Below are 17,933 nucleotides of genomic sequence, written 5' to 3' on the forward strand. Positions count from 1 at the left end.
AATCGCGCAGGATCGGCGCCGCGCGGGTCATCCGACGTGAAACAGCGTCGTGAACAGCTTTGGATCGAGGCTTTCGGACGCGAACGTCTCGCCTTGGGTCGTGATGCTAACCGCGTCGTGGCTGTGCAGGCTTTCTTGGTGGCTGGCAATCACGCGGAAATCGCCGATCCGTGCATCGTTCAGCAACTGTTCAGAGAAAAGCCGCGCCGCATCCTCCACGAAAATCGGGTTGGCCGCGTTCAGCTCGGCAAAGGCCTGCTCGTCCTCGCGCTTAACCATCACCTGCGTCTCGGTCGCCACAGCGGTGCGGGCCAGTTCGATCAGGTCCTCGAACCACAGGCACTCCTCGCCCACCACCTCGACGGAGATCCGCGCCACTGACCGCTGGGAATGCGGCGTGGCCAATTGGCCTCGCGCCTGCCGCGCGTGCTCGCTCAGCTCCAGAGAGCAGGGACAGGTGGATGAGTAGACATAATCCAGGTGCATAAACTTGCGACGCACACCGTCATGCTCCACCAACTCCATCGCGATGTCGTAATATTGGTAACCTTCCAGCCCCGATCGCAGCGACGTGATCTTCATTGGGAAGGAAAACCGCATCTGGATGCGCGCATCGATGCTGTCCAAGTCCGAAATGTAATCGTCGAGCGCCGTCTCGATCACCTCGAAACTGAAAGTCCGCTCGGCATGCTTGTAAAAGCTGCGCATGATGCGGGACATGTTGATGCCCTTCTTCTCGGCCTCCAAGCTGACCGAGCCGGTCACCGAGGTTTCAAGCGTCAGGTCGCCGTTGTCTCGGGTATGGAACCGAATCGGCAGCCGGAAGTTCGAAATTCCGACATGCTGCAACTGTTGGCGCGCACCCTTGATCAACGAGGACGGGCCGTTCTGCAAATCGGGCATGCTTGCCTTGTAGGCGGCGTCGGGCTTGAAATCTTCCGGGTAGTCACGGCGCAAGGTCGGATAGTTCGACACCTCGCCCTGCGGCAGAAGCCGGGCAATCGCCGGGTCGAGGTCGGCAACCTCCTCCGGCGTGGCCGTTCCCGCCCACGCGCGCAGTACGTCCAGCGCGGCCTTCGCCTCGGTGCGGTCCTTGACCTTCTTCATGTCAGAAGGGTGCACATTCATCGTCAGATCCTCGCTCGCTTCGCGCCGCATCAAACTTATGCTGAAACACGGTAAATTACCACTCGGACATAAGATACGTCAGAAGCGCTGCCTTGGATCACTGTTGCGTCACCGCCTCCAGCGCTTGCATCACGTCGGCAATCAGGTCCTCGGCATCCTCGATGCCGACGCTCAGCCGGATCAGGCCCGGCGTTATGCCCAGCGCGTCCTTCTGCGCATCTGACAGCCGCTGGTGCGTCGTCGTCGCCGGATGGGTGGCGATAGATTTCGCGTCCCCAAGGTTGTTCGAGATCACGACGATCTCGAGTGCGTTCAGAAAACGGAAGGCCGCCGCCTGTCCGCCCTTGATGTCCAGCGCAATGACCGTGCCGCCCTTGCCCATCTGGCGCTTGACCAGCTCATGCTGCGCGTGGCTGGCGTGCCCGGGATAGAGTACGCGCTCAAGCCCCGCATGCCCCTGCAGCGCCTCGGCGATGGCCAGTGCGTTGTCGGCCTGCGCTCGAACGCGCAGGTCGATCGTCTCCAACCCTTTCAGCATCACCCACGCAGTAAACGGCGACATCGACCCGCCGGTATGCTTCATGTAAGGCTCGATCGTCTTGCGGATATACTCCTGCGTCCCGAGGATCACACCGCCCAGCGCACGGCCCTGCCCATCGATATGCTTGGTCGCGGAGTACACCACCACGTCGGCACCCTGTTCCAGTGCTCTCGAAAAAACTGGCGTGGCAAAGACGTTGTCGGCCACCACCTTGGCTCCGACGGCGTGGGCGATCTCGGCCACCGCCGCCACGTCCACCACTTCCAGCGTCGGGTTGGCGATGGTCTCGAAGAACACCACCTTGGTGTCCTCACGCACGGCAGCCCGCCACGCGTCAAGATCCGGACCATCGACGAACGTCACTTCGACACCATAGCGCGTCAGGATCTCTTCCAGCACATAGAGGCACGAGCCAAAGAGCGCCCGCGCCGACACCACGTGATTGCCCGCCTTCAGCATCGAAATCAGCGCGCCGCTAACCGCGGCCATGCCGCTCGCAGTGGCGAAGGCGGCCTCCGCGCCTTCCAGCGCCGCGATACGGTCCTCGAACATCGCCACAGTCGGGTTGCCGTAGCGGGCATAGATGAACTCGTCATCACCGGCCTGCAAGAACCGCGCCTCGGCGGCCTCCGCACTGTCATAGACGAAGCCCTGCGTCAGAAATATCGCCTCGCTCACCTCGCCATACTGGCTGCGCCGCGTACCGCCATGCACCAGCTTGGTGCGTCTGTTCCACTCGTTTTTCATCATCGACCTCCGGGCGACCCGCCCAAAAATAAAGTCCCCAAGCCGGTCAAGCGAAAGGGGACTTTCATCCTGACCTCTTTAGCGGAGATGTTTAACGTGGCCCGCAATCCGGTAACAAATCGCCACATTTGATGATGTACGCCCACCGACGACGCGCGTCAACAGCTAGCTCTGACGCTACGGTGTGACCTATGGGCACCGTCACGGTGCTGTAACCCGAACTTCAAGCAAGCGTCATATGGCTGGAGTACTGCCTGCCTACAAGATGTAGTTTAAAGGGTCGAAGATGCCGCTCTTGCAGATCGACGCCACGCCACTTGGTCCTCGCCTTCACGATGCGGCGCAGCCGCTTCTGTCGACCCTGCGCCGCGCGCTTGTCCGCCCCGGTCCAGTCATCATCATGACCCACGGGTTCAAATTCGAACCAGGCCATCCCAATGCCTGTCCGCACACCCATATCCTGTCGCTCGCCCCCAAAAGCGGCACTTGGAAAGCCAAAAGCTGGCCACGCGGTCTGGGATTCGGCGCAGGCAACCGTGACGAAGGACTCGCAATCGGGTTCGGCTGGTCCGCCCGCGGCTCCATCTGGGACGCCTACAAGCAGGCCGAACAGGCTGGCTTTTGCCTTGCCGACCTTGTGTCGATGATACGCCGGGTGGCCCCGGACCGCCCCGTGCATTTGATGGCGCATTCGATGGGCGCACGCGTGGCACTTGGCGCGCTGCCGCGTCTTCGGGCCGGCGCGATTGGCCGTGTACTGCTGCTAAACGGTGCCGAATTCGGCACCGCCGCCCGCGCGGCTATCGAGAGCGATGCAGGCCGCGCCGCCGAAATCATCAGCGTCACCACGCGCGAGAACGACCTGTTCGATTTCCTTATGGAACGCCTGATCTCGGCCCCTGAACACGGCGACCGCAGCCTCGCGCAGGCGCTGCCGCAACGGCAGAACACCCTGACGGTGCAGCTTGATCACCCCGATACCCTGCCCTCGTTGGAACGCACCGGGTTCCGCGTGGCGCCGGGGCGAGCGCGATTCTACTGTCATTGGTCGACCTATCTGCGCGAGGGTCTGTTCGATTTCTACCGCGCCCTGCTACGCGAACCTCAGCACGTCACGTTGTCGCGGCTTCGTGCACAGCTGCCGGACATGCCAGATCCGCGCTGGTCGCGCGTCTTGCCTTGGCCCAAACCCGGGATGGCAACTCTCCCGTTTTTCTCCCGCCAGCCTCAGGCAAGGCTGTCTTCGGGCGGCATCACAAGCAGCACGATGAACCAATAAGCCGCGTGCACGAGAAACGCCGCGATCATCATCGCCGACATCCACACCACCAGTGACCCAGTCGCGATCAAGGCTTCGTTCACACAGAGGAAGACCAATGCGAACCAGGCATTGATCCGCAAGAGCGACACCGGTCGCCCCTCCGTCACGCTGTGCGTAATCCGCGCCATGACCTCCCGCTCGCGTCGGACGCCCATCAGCATCACCAGAAGCACGAAAACGCAAGCACCGGATAACAGTCGCTGGCTGAACAGCGGATCATTGATGCCCAGTTGCAGCGCCGACAAACCGGTGACAATCACCACAGGCCAGACCATCCTGGCGCGGTTCCCGTCATTCAGGTGAATGGCGGCATTTGGCAGGCTGCGCCAAACCGCATGAGCTTGCGCCAGCACCAGAACCAGAACGAAAACCCGGTCCTCCGGCATCCCCGTCGCGTTAAGCCCGATCCAGAGGATCAGCATGATCACGAGGGGAAGAAGCGTCTCTGCCCGCATCGGCGGAATTGAGGCGAACGCGTCACGGACGCGGGAAATCATGGCACATGTCATGTTCCTTGCGTGACGCATCATTGGGGCGAAAGTTTGACCCGCGAAGCGGATCTCCTGCAGCACGGGCTCAAAGGCAACAAAAACGGTCAGGGCTTTCCGCTGTCGTCCGTCCCATGCTCGGCGATCAGCTTGCCCTGCATCATGAAAAACACGAACATCGCCGCCATCAGCCCGAAGGTTTTGAAATAGACCCAGGTTTCCTCGCTTTGCGTACGCCAGACCAGTTCATTGAGCACGGCCATGGAGAAGAAGAAGATCGTGATTCGCTTGGTCAGGATCATCCAGCCCTCATCCGTCAGCGGCATCAGGCCGTCCATAACGTATTGCAAGTAGGACCGCCCGCGCAGAAGCCCGACGCCGAGAACCGTGCCGAAGAACAGGTAGATGATCGTCGGCTTCATCTGGAAAAATTTCGGATCGTTCAGCCACACGGTCAGCCCGCCGAACACGACCACCAGCACTGCCGTCAGGATCTGCATTTTCGACAGGTGTCCCGTCAGCTTCCACATTAGCGCGGTACAGATTAGCAGCACGGGGATGAAGACCGCCGTGATGATGATGAACCCTTCGTATTCCGTACCGCCGATGCTGAACGTGCGGTCCTTCAGCAGCAGGTAAGCCACGAAGAAGCCAAGCACCGGGCCGAATTCCAGCACCGCCTTCAGTTTGCCATTCGCGTTCTTGTCGTCCATCGTCTCGCCTCTTCGCTTCAGCCGCCACTCTCAACTATGACCGCGCCGGCTGCAATCAATGCCATCAGCGCGATCCGCCGCGGCCCCACCGTTTCTTTCAGGATCAGCCACCCGATCAGGGCGGCAAACACCGTCGATGTTTCGCGCAGCACCGCCGCCTCGCCCACCTTGTCCAGCCGTGTGGCCATCATGACCGACCCGAATGAAAAGAAGGCGATGAACCCGCCTGCAAAGCCGCGCACCAGCAGCGGACCGGGCTCCGGCGCATCCTTCATACCGCGCCATCGGCGGTAGGCGATCACCGGAAAGATCAGCCCGTCGATCATGAAGAACCACGCAAGAAATGTGAACGGATCCGCGGTGGCGCGGATACCGTAGGCGTCGTATGTCGTGTACAGCGCCACGAAGAGCCCGGTCAGCACCGCCAACGCCAGCGCGGCGGGCATGGTCTCTCGATCCAGCTTGATCGTGCGCAGGTTATAGATTGCAAGGCCATATATCCCGGCCAGCAAAACGGCGACCCCCGTCCACTGCACGAGGTTGAATGTCTCACCGAACAGCAGATAGGCCCCGATCACGGTGAAGAGCGGCCCCGTGCCGCGCACCACCGGATAGACCACCGTGTAGGCCCCGCGCATATAGGCCATCGCCTGCAATATCTTGTAAAGCGTGTGGATCAGCCACGCGGTGGCGAAGATCACCCACATATGCGGCTCGGGCCACGGCACCACGAACAGCGCAAAGGGCGCCGCCATCAGCGCATAGGCCCCGTCAATCGCGCCCCGCGTCAGCCACGGATCGTGCCGCCCTTTTTGCAACGCCCCGAACAGGGCGTGCAAAAGCGCGGCCAGCAAGGCCAGCCCCAAGGCAAGCTGGTGACCGGCCTCGGTCCCCTCCAAGGAAACGATCCATTCGCTCATGTGCCGGTGTCACACCCCCGGCACGATCCGGTCAGTATGTCAGCCCGCATGTGTGCCGCGTATAGGATAATCGTTCTCAAGAACGTACTTGATCCGCGACGGCAGCTTCTCCAACTCCGGGCGCAGAAACGGCGCGTTCGAGATATCCACCATGTGCAAGTTGCCCTCCGGGTTGACCAGGAACAGGCCGGGTTCCGCGAAGGGCCGGTCGGTTTCCTCGGGCGAGCGTGGGTCTGAAACGTACAGCCCCAGCGCCTGCATCTGCGCCACGTCCATCCCGTACCCCAGCGGCACTGAAAGGGAAAGGTCCGCCCGCAATTTCCGCGCCTTGGCTTCGGTATCGGCGGACACGGCCACCACTTCGATTCCCATATCCGCGAATTCTTCGAGCTTCGGCTCAAGATCCTGTAGATACTGGCGGCAGATCGGGCAGTGGATGCCGCGATAGACGAAGATCAACTGCCACGGGTTTTCCTCGGGCTTGCCAAGACGGATCGATCCGCCGTCGAGGCGGTCGATCTCGGTCACGGGAAACGCGGCAGCGGATTGCAGGGCGTTGGGCATGGGAAAGCTCCTTTCTCGGGGGTGGATGCCGCCGTCAGCGGTACAGGCATCCGGAATACCTAATGACGAAAACCGGAAACCCAACCCCAGGTTCTCGCGACAGACAGCCAAACTCGCCAAACAATCCGCAACGCGACGGAACCCATACAGCATGACGCCGTTGATCCCTCATGCAACCCATGCTCGCCGCCTTCATGGATCAGATCGTGAACGAGGTGCAGGGCACGTTTTCAGTAGTGCCTGCCTCGGTCGCCTTCGCGCGTCTTAGCGTTGCCGTGGTTCTGGGCGCGTTCATCGGCTTCGAACGTGAAATGCAGGACAAGCCCGCCGGACTGCGCACGCACATTCTCGTGGCCGTTGCCGCGTGCCTTTTCGTCATCATCGGCCGCGAACTGGCCGCGCTCGATTTCGGCGGCGGCAACAACGAGCAGCGCAACGATCCCATCCGCATGATCGAGGCAGTGACCGCCGGGGTCGCATTCCTCGCCGCCGGACTGATTTTTACCGCGGGCGACAAGGTGCGCAACGTCACCACAGGTGCTTCGCTCTGGCTGGCGGGCGCCGTGGGCCTCGGCTGCGGTGCCGGGCAGATCCCGCTCGCGGCAATGGCCGCCGCAATTGTCGTTATCGTGCTATTCGTACTGCGCCAGATCGAAAAACTGATTGGCACGCATTGAAGCCGCGCGGCATGGGGTTGCCTCAAACGGGATAGATGAAATTGTTCACGTGCCCGTCGACGGTCTTTTCTTTGTCCAGTCGATCCAGCAGGAAAAAGATGCGATGCCGCTGCGGGTCCTGCGGCGCCAGCTTGGGCCGCTCTTTCGATGTCACGCCGGTGATCGTCTCATGCCCGTTCAGATAGTCTATGACCGGCGCGGGGTCGCCGGTGACTTCGACAAACAGCTTGAACTGCGTTCCCAGCCGTTTGTGCAACCGCAGCTTTACGCTGATCGGTGCCGACTTTGACGGCAGCGCCTCGGCAAGTTGAATCACTGTGTTACGCAGACGTCCGTGATGCCGTTCCTGGTCGCTCGCAAGCGAACTCAGATAGGTGTCGTTCCCATAGCGGATCAGCAAAAGGTTCAGGCTGGTGATGTTCTGCGGCACACCGCTGTGCGGTTCCAGAATGAACTCGAATTCCCGCGTGCGAAGGGACAGCTGAAAATAGGCCGCCTGGACCAAGCGGTTGACCACGGTCCAGACCGCACTCGCCACCGCGATGAAAAGTGTCGTGTCGAAGGCCAGCTCCAGCGTGCTGAACCGCGCCAGGATCTCTTCGATCATGGCTGTGCGCCCTGCTCCAGCCCTGTCAGCGCCGCGGCGAAATCCTCGGGGTCGAACGGCGCAAGATCGTCGATCTGCTCGCCCACGCCGATGGCGTGAATGGGCAGCCCGAACATGTCCGCTAGCGCCACCAGCACGCCGCCCTTCGCGGTGCCGTCCAGCTTTGTCATCACAAGACCCGAGACATCGGCCAACTGCTGGAACGTCTTGACCTGGCTCAACGCGTTCTGCCCCGTCGTGGCGTCCAGCACCAGCAGCGTGTTGTGCGGCGCATCCGGATCCTTCTTTCGAATGACGCGCACGATCTTGGCCAGCTCCTCCATCAGGTCGGCGCGGTTCTGCAATCGCCCCGCCGTGTCGATCATCAACAGGTCCGCGCCGTCCTTTTCGGCGCGGTCCATGGCGTCGAAGGCAAGGCTCGCGGGGTCACTGCCCTCGGGCGCGGTCAGTACCGGCACGCCCGCACGGTCGCCCCAGACCTGCAACTGCTCCACCGCCGCGGCGCGAAACGTGTCGCCTGCTGCGATCACCACCGACTTGCCGCCTGCCTTGAACTGGCTCGCCAGCTTGCCGATGGTCGTGGTCTTGCCCGACCCGTTGACGCCAACCACCAGCACCACCTGCGGGCGTTTGGGGTAAAGCGGCATAGGCTTGGCCACAGCCTCCATGATCCGGGTGATCTCTCGCGCCAGTAGCTCCTTGATCTCCTGGCTCGACAATTTCCGACCCATGCGCCCCTCGGCCATGTTGGCCGTGACGCGCAGGGCGGTATCCACGCCCATGTCGGCGGTGATCAGCAGTTCCTCCAGCTGTTCCAACATGTCGTCATCGAGCACGCGGCGCACGATCGTTTTCGCCTCGCCACGCCCCAAAAGTCGGCCCAGAAGGCCCGACCGCGCTTGCGGGGCGGCCTCGCTCTTCGGTGTATCGCGCGGGATCTCGATCGGCGTCGGCATGGGTTGCGGATCAGGGGATCGCACCGGGTCTTCCAACGGCGGAGTCTGCGGCACTTCCTGCGGTGCAGCGGGCGGTTGCTCGGACGGAGGCGCCGGAATTTCCTGCGGCGACGGCTCCGGTCGCGGCTCCGGCGGCGGTGTCGGACGCGGCTGGGGCTCCGGCTCTGGTTCAGGTTCCGGCTCTGGTTCGGGTTCAGGTTCCGGTTCGGGCTCCGGTGTCGGCTCGGGCTGAGGCTCCGGCCTGGGGCTCGGCTCAGGCTCCTCTACGGGTTCCGGCTCGGGCTCTGGTTTCGGTTCTGGCCTTGGGTCGGGTGCCGGTGTGGGTTCAGGCTCTGCTGTCGACTCCGGAGACGCCTCTTGCGCCGGATCGGGCTCAGCCGCCTCGGTCACCTCCTCGGCTTCGCCCCCGTCCTCGACAATCGCGTCCAATCCCTCCTCCAGCTTCGAGGAAGACTTGAACAACCGATCTTTCAGCTTGCGGAAAAACGCCATGATCCACCCTTGCTTTCTGATCTCTCCAGTTAAACCCCCGCGTTCGGGATGAAAACCCACCATTGACAAGCGCGGACGACCGGCAACCATGCCCACATGCTTCTCCGCCTCGCCCTTCTCTTGGTGATGCTCATGCCCGGCCCTGCGCTGGCGACGCCACCCGATACGATCTGCTCCACCGACAAATGGGGGCCACAGGTCTGCATCCGCAAGGCCCATTTCGTCTACGACACCTGCACCGCACTTCAGACCTTCGCCAAGCGCCACGGGCTAGACCCGCATTTCTTCGCTCGTCTCATCTGGCAGGAAAGCCGCTTCGACCCCAATGCGCTCAGCCACGCCAATGCCCGCGGCATTGCCCAGTTCATACCCTCCACGGCCAAGTTGCGCGGCCTTTCCGACCCTTACAACCCGGCGGAGGCGCTCGATCATTCCGCACAGTACCTGGCTAAAATGGCCCGTCGTTACGGCAATCTCGGACTAGCCGCCATCGGCTATAACGGCGGCGAACGCCGCGCTGAAGGGCTGATCGCCGGAACTGGCGGGCTGGCACAGGAAACCATCGACTACGTCCGTATCATTACCGGCGTCCCCTACCCCAACTGGACCGAAAAGCCCGTCCCGGCACCAGACCTGCGCCTGTCAAAAGACCTCCCGTTCGACAAGGCTTGCTTCGATCTTGCCCGCAACCGCCGCATGACCGCGCTCAAATCCTATCTGCCCAAGGTCAAGCCATGGGGCATTCAGATGGCTTTTGGTGTCACCAAGAAAGCGTCACTTGCAAAATTCAAGGCGCAGACCCGCGCGTGCACCGGCCTAATCGGCAAAGAGGAACCCGACCTTCTGTTTCAAAAAAGCCGTGCCAGCCCCAAGGGCGGGTACTTCATGGCGCGGCTCGGGCGCGAAAGCCGCGACGCCGCCTGGCGCGACTGCGCGAAATTCAAGAAGGCCGGCTGCATCTGTGCGGTCTATCCAAATGACTGACTGCGCATGACAAGAACGCGGATCAAGTCCGGGACGGCCCGAAATAAACCAATGAAAGAACACGAGCCAACGCCCTCACCCTGATGCATGGCGCTCGCTCCCTCACCACGCTGGCGCGCGATTATCTCGCCCAAACCAAGTCGAAGATTGAGTGAATCGTAATCGTCCCCATGTTAAGAGTTCCCTTGAAGTTGCATCCGACAGGCCCATGAAAGATTTACGCCTTTTCACCATCGCGACATGCCTGTCTGTCCTGCTGATCGGGCTAAGTGCGGCGTGGGGCGGTGCCTGGGCGTGGATCGCCCTTGGCTATCTTACCGTGCTCACCTTCCTGCTGGACCGCCTTATCGCGGCAGAGGCGGCCAATACCGACCCCGACGCCGAGTTCCCCGCAGCAGACAACCTTCTGACGGTATTGGGCGTGTCGCATTTCGCGCTTTATGGCGCGGCGCTATGGGCCATCGCCGGTCCCTCCGGCCTTGGCGGCCTGGAGCGGTTTCTCACCGGCTTCGCGACCGGGCTTTTCTTCGGTCAGGTGTCGCATCCCGTCGCACATGAACTGATCCACCGCCCGAAACGCGCGAAACGCGTTCTGGGCCGCCTGATCTACACGTCCCTGCTGGTCGGCCATCACGCAAGCGCTCATCTACGCGTGCACCATGTCCACGTGGGCAGCGATGCGGACCCCAACAGTGCAAGACCCGGTGAAGGATTCTACCGCTACGCCCTGCGGGCCAGCGCCGGATCGTTTCGCGCCGGTCTCGCGGCCGAGAACCGCTTGCGCGCGGGCCGCAAACCGGTGTGGACCCACCCATACGCGCTCTATCTCGGCGGGGCGGCGGCGCTGAGCATCGCAGCGCTCGTTTTCGGCGGCCCCGATGCGCTTTTGGCGGTGCTGGCGCTGTCGCTCTACGCGCAGATGCAGATTCTGCTGTCGGACTATGTGCAGCATTACGGCCTGCGCCGCGCCGCCCTGCCCGACGGCCGATTGGAGCCGGTGGGACCGCAGCACTCCTGGAACGCGCCGCACTGGTTCTCTTCAGCGCTCATGCTCAATGCGCCGCGCCATTCCGACCATCATGTCACCCCGGCGCGCGGTTACCCGGCGCTGCAACTTGATCCCGAAACCATGCCGATGTTGCCGATGCCCTTGCCATTCATGGCTACGGTCGCGCTATTTCCAACGCTCTGGCGCCGGATGATGGACCGACGTTGTGCCATGTGGCGCGATCGTGCCGAGCGGCGCGCATCTGGGGCAATGGCCGGCGAATAACGCGGTGGCACCACCGGCACACATCTGTCAGGATCGAACCATGCGCCTGTTGCTTGTCCTTTCCTTGCTTTTCACCCCCTGCGCCGCCGCCGCGCAAGACCACATGACGGCGGCGGAGTTCGACGCTTACACGCGCGGGAAAACCTTCTATTACGGTGCACAAGGCGCCCCATACGGCGGCGAGGAATATCTCGAGAACCGTCGCGTGCGCTGGTCTTTCCTCGACGGCCGCTGTCAGGAAGGCGAGTGGTACGAGGACGATGGCCTGATCTGTTTCGTCTATGAAAACAACCCCGAGCCGCAATGCTGGAGTTTCCAGCGCTCGGGTGGCGGCCTTGTGGCGCAATTCCAGAACGACCCTGCCCAAACCCAGCTTTACGAGATGGAACAGACGGGCGAGCCACTGCATTGCCTCGGCCCCGAAGTCGGCGTCTGAGTCGGTGTCAAAACAGGCTGCCCTGTTCGGGCGGCGGTTTCTTAGGCTTCGGGTTCGGTCTCGCCTTCGATGTCTGCTCCACCGTTTGCGGTGCTTCGGCACTTGAACTTCCCCCGACGGCGAGCATGCCATCGCTGAACTCGATCTCCAGCGTTGCCGCTGCCTGTGCCGCGGCTTTCGTCGTCACCACCTCCGCATCGCCCCGAACCACGGCATAGCCGCGGCTCAGCGTCGCCTTGTAGCCCAGCGTCTCGCGCAGACGCTCCTGCGCGGCCAGCCGGTCGCGCCAATCCCGCACCTGCTGCCGGCTGACATCGGAGAGCCGCTTGGCGACGCGTTCGAAGTCCGCCCGTCTCTGGCTGATATCGCGCTGTAAGGTCCGCGTATTCATCCGCGCGGCAAGCGAAACGAACCCTTCACGGCGGTTTCGCACCCTTTCCCGCAGCATCCCGGGCCGCAACGCACCTGCCTTCTGCGACAGCGCGACCTGCCGCACCTGGATCGACGCCCGCAGAGCACCGGGCAGCTTGTCCCCCATCCCGTCCAGCCTCTGGCGCGGCCCGTCCAGCAAGGCCTCGCCCCGGGGCAAGGCCCGGCTCAGGTCGCGCAGTCTTTGCCGCCGCGCCGTCACTTGTCCCTGCAGGGCTTGCAACAACCTCCCTTCCTGACCATCAAGCCAGGCCAGCAGGTCCAGCCGCACCGGAACCGCCAGTTCCGCGGCCGCCGTGGGCGTCGGCGCCCGCTTGTCCGAGGCAAAGTCGATCAACGTGGTGTCCGTCTCATGCCCCACGGCCGAAATCAGAGGAATCTCCGATGCCGCGGCAGCCCGCACGACCGATTCCTCGTTGAACCCCCACAAATCCTCGATACTGCCGCCGCCACGCGCGACGATCAGAAGATCCGGACGCGGCAAGACCCCTCCGGGCGTCAGCGCGTTGAAACCCTGGATGGCATTCGTCACTTCCTGCGCACAATTTTCGCCCTGAACAGCCACGGGCCAGATCAGCACCTTGCGGGGGAATCTGTCGCGCAGACGATGCAGAATATCGCGGATAACGGCGCCGGAGGGTGAGGTCACAACCCCGATCACCTCCGGCAGGTAGGGCAATTGCTTCTTGCGCTCGGGCGCAAACAACCCCTCGCCCGCCAACGCCTTGCGCCGCGCCTCCAGCATCGCCATGAGCGCGCCAATGCCGGCGGGCTTGAGGTCCTCGATGACGATCTGGTACCGCGATTGCCCCGGGAACGTTGTCAGCCGACCGGTTGCGACAACCTCCATGCCCTCTTCGGGTTGCACAGCCAGACGTCCGGCCACGCCTTTCCAGATCACTCCGGCCAGAACCGAGCGATCGTCTTTCAGGTCCATGTAGACATGACCAGAGCGAGGCCGGCTCACGCGGCCAACCTCGCCCTTGACGCGCACGTGGGAGAACTCTCCCTCGATCATGCGCTTGATCACCCCCGACAGATCGGAGACCGAAAATTCGGGAGCATTTTCGCCCGGGGCGCGATAATCGATGAGGTCGGACATGACCCTATCTTTGACGCATCCCGCCCCGGTTGGAAAGGTCAGGCAGCACGGCTTTCGTGACGGCCTTCGCAAATTTCCTCGATTACCTTGCCGCAGAAATTCGGCAGATCATCCGGATTGCGGCTGGTGACCACGCCTTGGTCCACCACCACCGGGCTGTCTTCCCATCTTGCACCGGCATTTTCCATGTCAGTGCGAATCGAATGGTAAGACGTAAGGTGCAGCCCCTTGGCGATACCCGCCTCGGCCAGCAGCCACGGCGCGTGACAGATAGCGGCGATGGGTTTCTTGGCCTCGAAGATCGACTTGATGAATTTCACGGCTTTCTGGTCGGTGCGCAGGATGTCCGGGTTGATCTGGCCGCCGGGAAGAACCAACGCATCGTAATCGCCTGGGCTGACAACGTCGATGGTCTTGTCAACATCGACCGACCGGCCCCAGTCGTTCTCATCCCAGCCGCGGATCTGGCCAGCCTTCAGAGATACGATGTGGACCTCGGCACCTTCGCTCAGCAACGCATCGCGCGGCTTTTCAAGTTCCGATTGTTCGTAGCCGTCGGTGGCCAGTATCGCGACTTTTCGGTTCGACAGTTTGGTCATTTCATTACTCCTGCATTACTCGATTACGTTACATTTCTCCAACGCCACGCCCCCGGATCCGTTCCCGCGACAGGCGGTCACGCTTACCCGCTCAGGCCTCCGTCTCGTCGCTCTTGATAAAGCAATCGGGGCAGCACAATGCGCAGGCATTCAGCGGATCGTAGCTTTGTGCGGCCTTTTCCATCGCCTGTGCGCAGCCATCATACGTGCCCAGCGTCTCCATCTCTATGTCCGGCAGCACTTGGCACGTGTCCGCATGGACGAAATGCATCCCCTCGGACTCGGGCATCTTGGTCACCAGATACGTCTGATCAATCATGTTGGTTTCCCTTTCTGTCACCGTTTTCCGAATGCGGCGCGTATCCGTCGTGGTCCTTGCCACCCCGAAGCCGACCGATTAGAGAGCCGACAAAACCGGAGTTTTGTAACAAATGAATATCCTCATTCTCGGCGGCGGCGGGCGCGAACATGCTCTGGCCTGGGCGGTGATGCAGAACCCCAAATGCGACAAGCTGATCGTGGCGCCGGGCAATGCCGGGATTGCGCAGATCGCCGAATGCGCGTCGCTCGACATCGAGAACGGCGCCGCGGTGGTGAATTTCTGCGAGGCCAACGCCATTGACTTCATCATCATCGGCCCCGAAGCGCCGCTGGCCGCCGGCGTCGGCGACAGGCTGCGAGACGCGGGCTTTCTCGTCTTTGGCCCATCGAAAGCGGCGGCCCAGCTCGAGGCCTCCAAAAGCTTCACCAAGGACATCTGCGACGCCGCGAACGCACCCACCGCCGCCTACGGCCACTTCACCGATGCCGATGCTGCCAAGGATTACGTGACCCGCCAAGGCGCGCCCATCGTCGTCAAGGCCGATGGCCTGGCCGCCGGCAAGGGCGTGATCATCGCCCAGACCGTGGACGAGGCGCACGCCGCCATAGACGACATGTTCGGCGGCAGCTTCGGCAGCGCCGGCGCCGAGGTGGTGATCGAGGAGTTCATGGACGGCGAAGAGGCGTCGTTTTTCGTGCTCTGCGATGGCCAGACGGCCCTTCCCATGGGCACCGCCCAGGACCACAAGCGCGTGGGCGAAGGCGACACCGGCCCCAACACCGGCGGCATGGGCGCCTATTCCCCCGCCCCCGTCCTGACCGATGAGGTGGCGGAAAAGGCGCTGGACCAGATCATCCGCCCCACCCTACGCGTCATGGCCGAGCGCGAGATGCCCTACCAGGGCGTGCTCTATGCAGGGCTGATGATCAAGGATGGCCAGCCGCGACTGGTGGAATACAACGTGCGTTTCGGCGACCCCGAATGCCAGGTCCTGATGCTGCGCTTGGGCGCCCAGGCGCTGGACCTGATGCAGGCCGCCGCCGAGGAGCGACTGCACCAGATCGAGGCCAGTTGGGCCGACGATCATGCCCTGACGGTGGTGATGGCCGCAAAGGGCTACCCCGGCACCTACGAGAAAGGCAGCATTATTAACGGGTTGGACGACTGTCCTGAGGACAGCTTTCACATGGTGTTCCACGCGGGCACCGGCGAAAAGGACGGAAAGATCACCGCCACGGGCGGCCGGGTGCTGAACGTCACGGCTCGCGGCGATACTCTGCGCGAGGCGGCGGACCGCGCCTATGGCATGATTGATCGACTCGACTGGCCCGACGGGCTCTGTCGGCGCGATATCGGGTGGCGGGCGCTGGATTGAGTTTCGGACCGCGCTGCGCGCGATCCGACAGATGCGGGGGCCAGCCCCCGTACGCAGGTTCAAGCGGGGGCCAGCCCCCGCAGCCCCGGGATATTTATGGCCAGAGGAAAATGCGGGTCAGATCTGTTTCTCGGGCATTTGCACGACAAGGCCGTCCAGCGCATCGCTGACCTTCAACTGACATGTCAGGCGCGAGCGCTCGGGATCGGGCTCGAACGCGAAGTCCAGCATGTCCTCTTCCATGTCGTCTTTCGCCGGTAGCTTCTCGACCCAGGCCGGATCCACATAGACATGGCAGGTCGAACAGGCGCATGCGCCGCCGCAATCGGCCTCGATGCCGGGGATGTTGTTGTCGCGCGCGCCTTCCATCACGGTCAGGCCGTTGGCGACCTCAACCTCGTGCTTGGTGCCGTTATGTTCGATGTAGGTGATCTTCGCCATGTATTCGGGCTCCCGTCGCTTCGTCTTTCAAGGGTTCCTAGACGTGCCACGTAGCCGATGCCAGTCCCATTTGCGACATCACGCGGAAAAGAGTTGCGCAAAATTCGCGATGTTCTAGCTATGTTCTTATGAAGGTTTTCTCCGAGAGCACGGCCCATGACTGGCCACGCCCGCCTTCCGCGCTGGTGGCCGCGCGCATAGGCGACCCGCCGGACGGGGCGCGCGTCACCGTCGCGGGCCTCGTCATCCTGCGCCAGCGCCCCGGCACGGCCAAGGGCGTGATCTTCATCACGCTCGAGGACGAGACCGGCGTGGTCAACATCGTGGTCTGGCGCGCTCTTTACGAGAAATACCGCCGCGCTGTCATCGCCGGGCGGCTCCTGCGCGTCACCGGCCGTATCCAGCGGCAATCAGGCGTCGTGCACGTCATCGCCGAGGATGTCGAAGATATCTCGCACTTGCTGGATCGCCTGTTGGAGGACGCGGGCGACAGCACACTTCCCCAAGCGGATCAAACCGCGTAAGATGCTGCAAAACACGCCGAAAAAGGCACGAGCAGATGATCCGACCGACCGTGATAGCCCCCTGCGCCCTTCTGGCGCTAGCCGCCTGTGGAGACATGTCCGGCGCGGATACCAAGGCGGTGCAACGGCTGGACACCCCCCCACCCGGTGCGGCCCCCGGCACCTGCTGGGCACAAGATACCTCGCCCGCCGTGGTGGAAACCGTAACCGAGCAGATCCTCGTCAGCCCCGCCGAGGTGGCCGATGACGGCACCGTCACGCGTCCCGCCAGCTACCGGACCGAGACCGCGCAGAAGATCGTACAGGAACGGCGCGTCACACGATTCCAAGTCCCCTGCCGCGCTGAACTGACGCCGGAATTCAACACCTCGGTGCAGCGCGCGCTCAAGGCCCGCGGGCTCTATCGCGGGCCGATCAACGGTCAGCTGGATCGGGGCACCCGCGCCGCCATCCGTCGCTTTCAAAAGCCGCAGGGATTTGATTCCGATATCCTGTCCATTGCCGGGGCGCGTCAGCTTGGATTGATTGCGGTCGCCCGCGACACGCCGGACACCCCGGGATAATCGGCTTTCGTTAACCAACAGTTTACCAAATTTAACCAATCTGAACGCGTGAGGTGCAATGCGGCTCAAGCGCGTTATCATTCCCCTTTTTCTTATCGCCAGTGTCGCGCCGGCCCTGGCCGGTCCCTGGATGCGGGTCGAGGGGGAAACCTTCTTGAGCTATTCCATCGAGACCGACCTCGAGAACGGCATCTCAGATGGCAGCGGGTTCTACGGCTCGCTTTATGCCGAACACGGTCTGACGAAGCGCCTGACCGTCGGCCTGGATGCGGGCGGTCACGAAGACGACATATCCAAAGCCATTGCGTTCTTGCGCTGGCCCGTCGGTGCCGCGGACCGCAAACTGCGCGTCAGTGCCGAGTTCGGCCTCGGCATGACGCGCGAAGACTTCGCATTGCGCCCGGGCATCAGCGTCGGCCGCGGGCTGGAACTGGGGGATATACCCGGATGGGTCAGCGTCGACAGCCGGGCGGTAATCATTGGCAGTTTCGATGGCGTGCTGGAGACCGACATCACCTTCGGCCTAAGCCCCAGCCCCGAGGCCAAGATCATCCTGCAACTACAAACGGGCATCCCGACGCAAAGCGATCCCTACGCCAAGCTGGCGCCATCTTATGTGCGCCGCATTGCACCCGGCCGTCATATCGAGGTCGGCTTGGTTGCCGGCGTGGCAGAGGCAGATGATTTCAAACTGAAACTCGGCCTCTGGCACCAGTTCTAAGGCGTTGCGC

At 62.7% G+C, this 17,933-nt stretch carries 21 protein-coding genes and 1 riboswitch; of the genes, 9 read left to right on the top strand and 12 right to left on the bottom strand.

The window, feature by feature from the left end:
• Positions 1-27 precede the first annotated feature (27 nt).
• Complete coding sequence (folE2, locus tag FIU86_RS11475) at positions 28-1,128, bottom strand: GTP cyclohydrolase FolE2 (RefSeq protein ID WP_152475208.1); 1,101 nt, start codon at positions 1,126-1,128, stop codon at positions 28-30.
• A 97-nt stretch (positions 1,129-1,225) separates the two neighbouring features.
• The gene (gene metZ / locus FIU86_RS11480; protein WP_152475209.1) at positions 1,226-2,416 is read right to left on the bottom strand and encodes an O-succinylhomoserine sulfhydrylase; all 1,191 of its coding nucleotides are present in this window, start codon (positions 2,414-2,416) and stop codon (positions 1,226-1,228) included.
• Between the two features lie 57 nt (positions 2,417-2,473).
• Positions 2,474-2,552: riboswitch (SAM riboswitch) on the bottom strand.
• A gap of 150 nt (positions 2,553-2,702) precedes the next feature.
• Between metZ and FIU86_RS11485 the strand changes: the two genes are divergently transcribed.
• Entirely contained in the window at positions 2,703-3,695 is a 993-nt protein-coding gene (locus FIU86_RS11485; protein ID WP_152475210.1) for an alpha/beta hydrolase, read from the top strand.
• Here the strand turns inward: FIU86_RS11485 and FIU86_RS11490 are convergent.
• The 4 genes from FIU86_RS11490 to FIU86_RS11505 all read right to left on the bottom strand — a co-directional run bounded on the left by FIU86_RS11490 (position 3,644) and on the right by FIU86_RS11505 (position 6,422).
• Positions 3,644-4,234 carry a hypothetical protein gene (locus FIU86_RS11490; RefSeq protein WP_152475211.1) on the bottom strand — a complete coding sequence of 197 codons (591 nt, stop codon included), beginning with the start codon at positions 4,232-4,234 and terminating at the stop codon, positions 3,644-3,646. The genes FIU86_RS11485 and FIU86_RS11490 overlap by 52 nt on opposite strands.
• A gap of 98 nt (positions 4,235-4,332) precedes the next feature.
• On the bottom strand, positions 4,333-4,938 hold the full coding sequence (locus FIU86_RS11495) for an inner membrane-spanning protein YciB (RefSeq protein ID WP_152475212.1): 606 nt from the start codon (positions 4,936-4,938) through the stop codon (positions 4,333-4,335).
• Between the two features lie 17 nt (positions 4,939-4,955).
• On the bottom strand, positions 4,956-5,858 hold the full coding sequence (locus tag FIU86_RS11500; protein WP_152475213.1) for a DMT family transporter: 903 nt from the start codon (positions 5,856-5,858) through the stop codon (positions 4,956-4,958).
• A gap of 39 nt (positions 5,859-5,897) precedes the next feature.
• Entirely contained in the window at positions 5,898-6,422 is a 525-nt protein-coding gene (locus FIU86_RS11505) for a peroxiredoxin-like family protein (RefSeq protein WP_152475214.1), read from the bottom strand.
• 170 nt (positions 6,423-6,592) lie between these two features.
• Between FIU86_RS11505 and FIU86_RS11510 the strand changes: the two genes are divergently transcribed.
• Positions 6,593-7,099 (top strand): MgtC/SapB family protein, encoded by a 507-nt coding sequence (locus FIU86_RS11510; RefSeq protein ID WP_254703812.1) that lies wholly within the window; start codon positions 6,593-6,595, stop codon positions 7,097-7,099.
• 22 nt (positions 7,100-7,121) lie between these two features.
• Here the strand turns inward: FIU86_RS11510 and FIU86_RS11515 are convergent, their stop codons facing one another.
• Both FIU86_RS11515 and ftsY read right to left on the bottom strand, forming a co-directional pair.
• Entirely contained in the window at positions 7,122-7,706 is a 585-nt protein-coding gene (locus FIU86_RS11515; protein WP_152475215.1) for a hypothetical protein, read from the bottom strand.
• Positions 7,703-9,154 carry a signal recognition particle-docking protein FtsY gene (gene ftsY, locus FIU86_RS11520; protein WP_152475216.1) on the bottom strand — a complete coding sequence of 484 codons (1,452 nt, stop codon included), beginning with the start codon at positions 9,152-9,154 and terminating at the stop codon, positions 7,703-7,705. Before ftsY ends, FIU86_RS11515 begins: the two co-directional genes overlap by 4 nt.
• 96 nt (positions 9,155-9,250) lie before the next feature.
• Here ftsY and FIU86_RS11525 point away from each other — a divergent pair, with 96 nt between their 5' ends.
• From FIU86_RS11525 to FIU86_RS11535, 3 genes are all read left to right on the top strand, one after another.
• The gene (locus tag FIU86_RS11525) at positions 9,251-10,138 is read left to right on the top strand and encodes a lytic transglycosylase domain-containing protein (RefSeq protein ID WP_152475217.1); all 888 of its coding nucleotides are present in this window, start codon (positions 9,251-9,253) and stop codon (positions 10,136-10,138) included.
• A gap of 208 nt (positions 10,139-10,346) precedes the next feature.
• Entirely contained in the window at positions 10,347-11,411 is a 1,065-nt protein-coding gene (locus FIU86_RS11530) for an alkane 1-monooxygenase (protein ID WP_152475218.1), read from the top strand.
• A 40-nt stretch (positions 11,412-11,451) separates the two neighbouring features.
• Positions 11,452-11,847 carry a hypothetical protein gene (locus tag FIU86_RS11535; RefSeq protein WP_152475219.1) on the top strand — a complete coding sequence of 132 codons (396 nt, stop codon included), beginning with the start codon at positions 11,452-11,454 and terminating at the stop codon, positions 11,845-11,847.
• Positions 11,848-11,854: 7 nt separating this feature from the next.
• On the opposite strand, the gene xseA is transcribed toward FIU86_RS11535, so the two are convergent.
• The 3 genes from xseA to FIU86_RS11550 form a co-directional block, all read right to left on the bottom strand.
• Positions 11,855-13,378 carry an exodeoxyribonuclease VII large subunit gene (xseA, locus tag FIU86_RS11540; protein ID WP_152475220.1) on the bottom strand — a complete coding sequence of 508 codons (1,524 nt, stop codon included), beginning with the start codon at positions 13,376-13,378 and terminating at the stop codon, positions 11,855-11,857.
• Positions 13,379-13,416: 38 nt separating this feature from the next.
• The gene (locus FIU86_RS11545; protein ID WP_152475221.1) at positions 13,417-13,977 is read right to left on the bottom strand and encodes a type 1 glutamine amidotransferase domain-containing protein; all 561 of its coding nucleotides are present in this window, start codon (positions 13,975-13,977) and stop codon (positions 13,417-13,419) included.
• A gap of 91 nt (positions 13,978-14,068) precedes the next feature.
• Positions 14,069-14,296, bottom strand: coding sequence for a hypothetical protein (locus FIU86_RS11550; RefSeq protein ID WP_152475222.1), 228 nt, complete (start codon positions 14,294-14,296; stop codon positions 14,069-14,071).
• A gap of 112 nt (positions 14,297-14,408) precedes the next feature.
• Between FIU86_RS11550 and purD the strand changes: the two genes are divergently transcribed.
• A complete protein-coding gene (purD, locus tag FIU86_RS11555) occupies positions 14,409-15,674 on the top strand; it encodes a phosphoribosylamine--glycine ligase (protein WP_152475223.1) in 1,266 nt (421 codons plus the stop codon).
• 117 nt (positions 15,675-15,791) lie between these two features.
• On the opposite strand, the gene FIU86_RS11560 is transcribed toward purD, so the two are convergent.
• Positions 15,792-16,115, bottom strand: coding sequence for a 2Fe-2S iron-sulfur cluster-binding protein (locus FIU86_RS11560; protein ID WP_057793755.1), 324 nt, complete (start codon positions 16,113-16,115; stop codon positions 15,792-15,794).
• Between the two features lie 128 nt (positions 16,116-16,243).
• Between FIU86_RS11560 and FIU86_RS11565 the strand changes: the two genes are divergently transcribed.
• The 3 genes from FIU86_RS11565 to FIU86_RS11575 are packed head-to-tail and all read left to right on the top strand — an operon-like array spanning position 16,244 to position 17,923.
• Positions 16,244-16,639 carry an OB-fold nucleic acid binding domain-containing protein gene (locus FIU86_RS11565; protein ID WP_152475224.1) on the top strand — a complete coding sequence of 132 codons (396 nt, stop codon included), beginning with the start codon at positions 16,244-16,246 and terminating at the stop codon, positions 16,637-16,639.
• Between the two features lie 35 nt (positions 16,640-16,674).
• Positions 16,675-17,202 (top strand): peptidoglycan-binding protein, encoded by a 528-nt coding sequence (locus FIU86_RS11570; RefSeq protein ID WP_152475225.1) that lies wholly within the window; start codon positions 16,675-16,677, stop codon positions 17,200-17,202.
• 58 nt (positions 17,203-17,260) lie between these two features.
• The gene (locus FIU86_RS11575) at positions 17,261-17,923 is read left to right on the top strand and encodes a hypothetical protein (protein ID WP_152475226.1); all 663 of its coding nucleotides are present in this window, start codon (positions 17,261-17,263) and stop codon (positions 17,921-17,923) included.
• The last annotated feature ends 10 nt before the right edge of the window (positions 17,924-17,933 follow it).

The organism is Roseovarius sp. THAF9, assembly GCF_009363715.1.
Classification (GTDB): domain Bacteria; phylum Pseudomonadota; class Alphaproteobacteria; order Rhodobacterales; family Rhodobacteraceae; genus Roseovarius.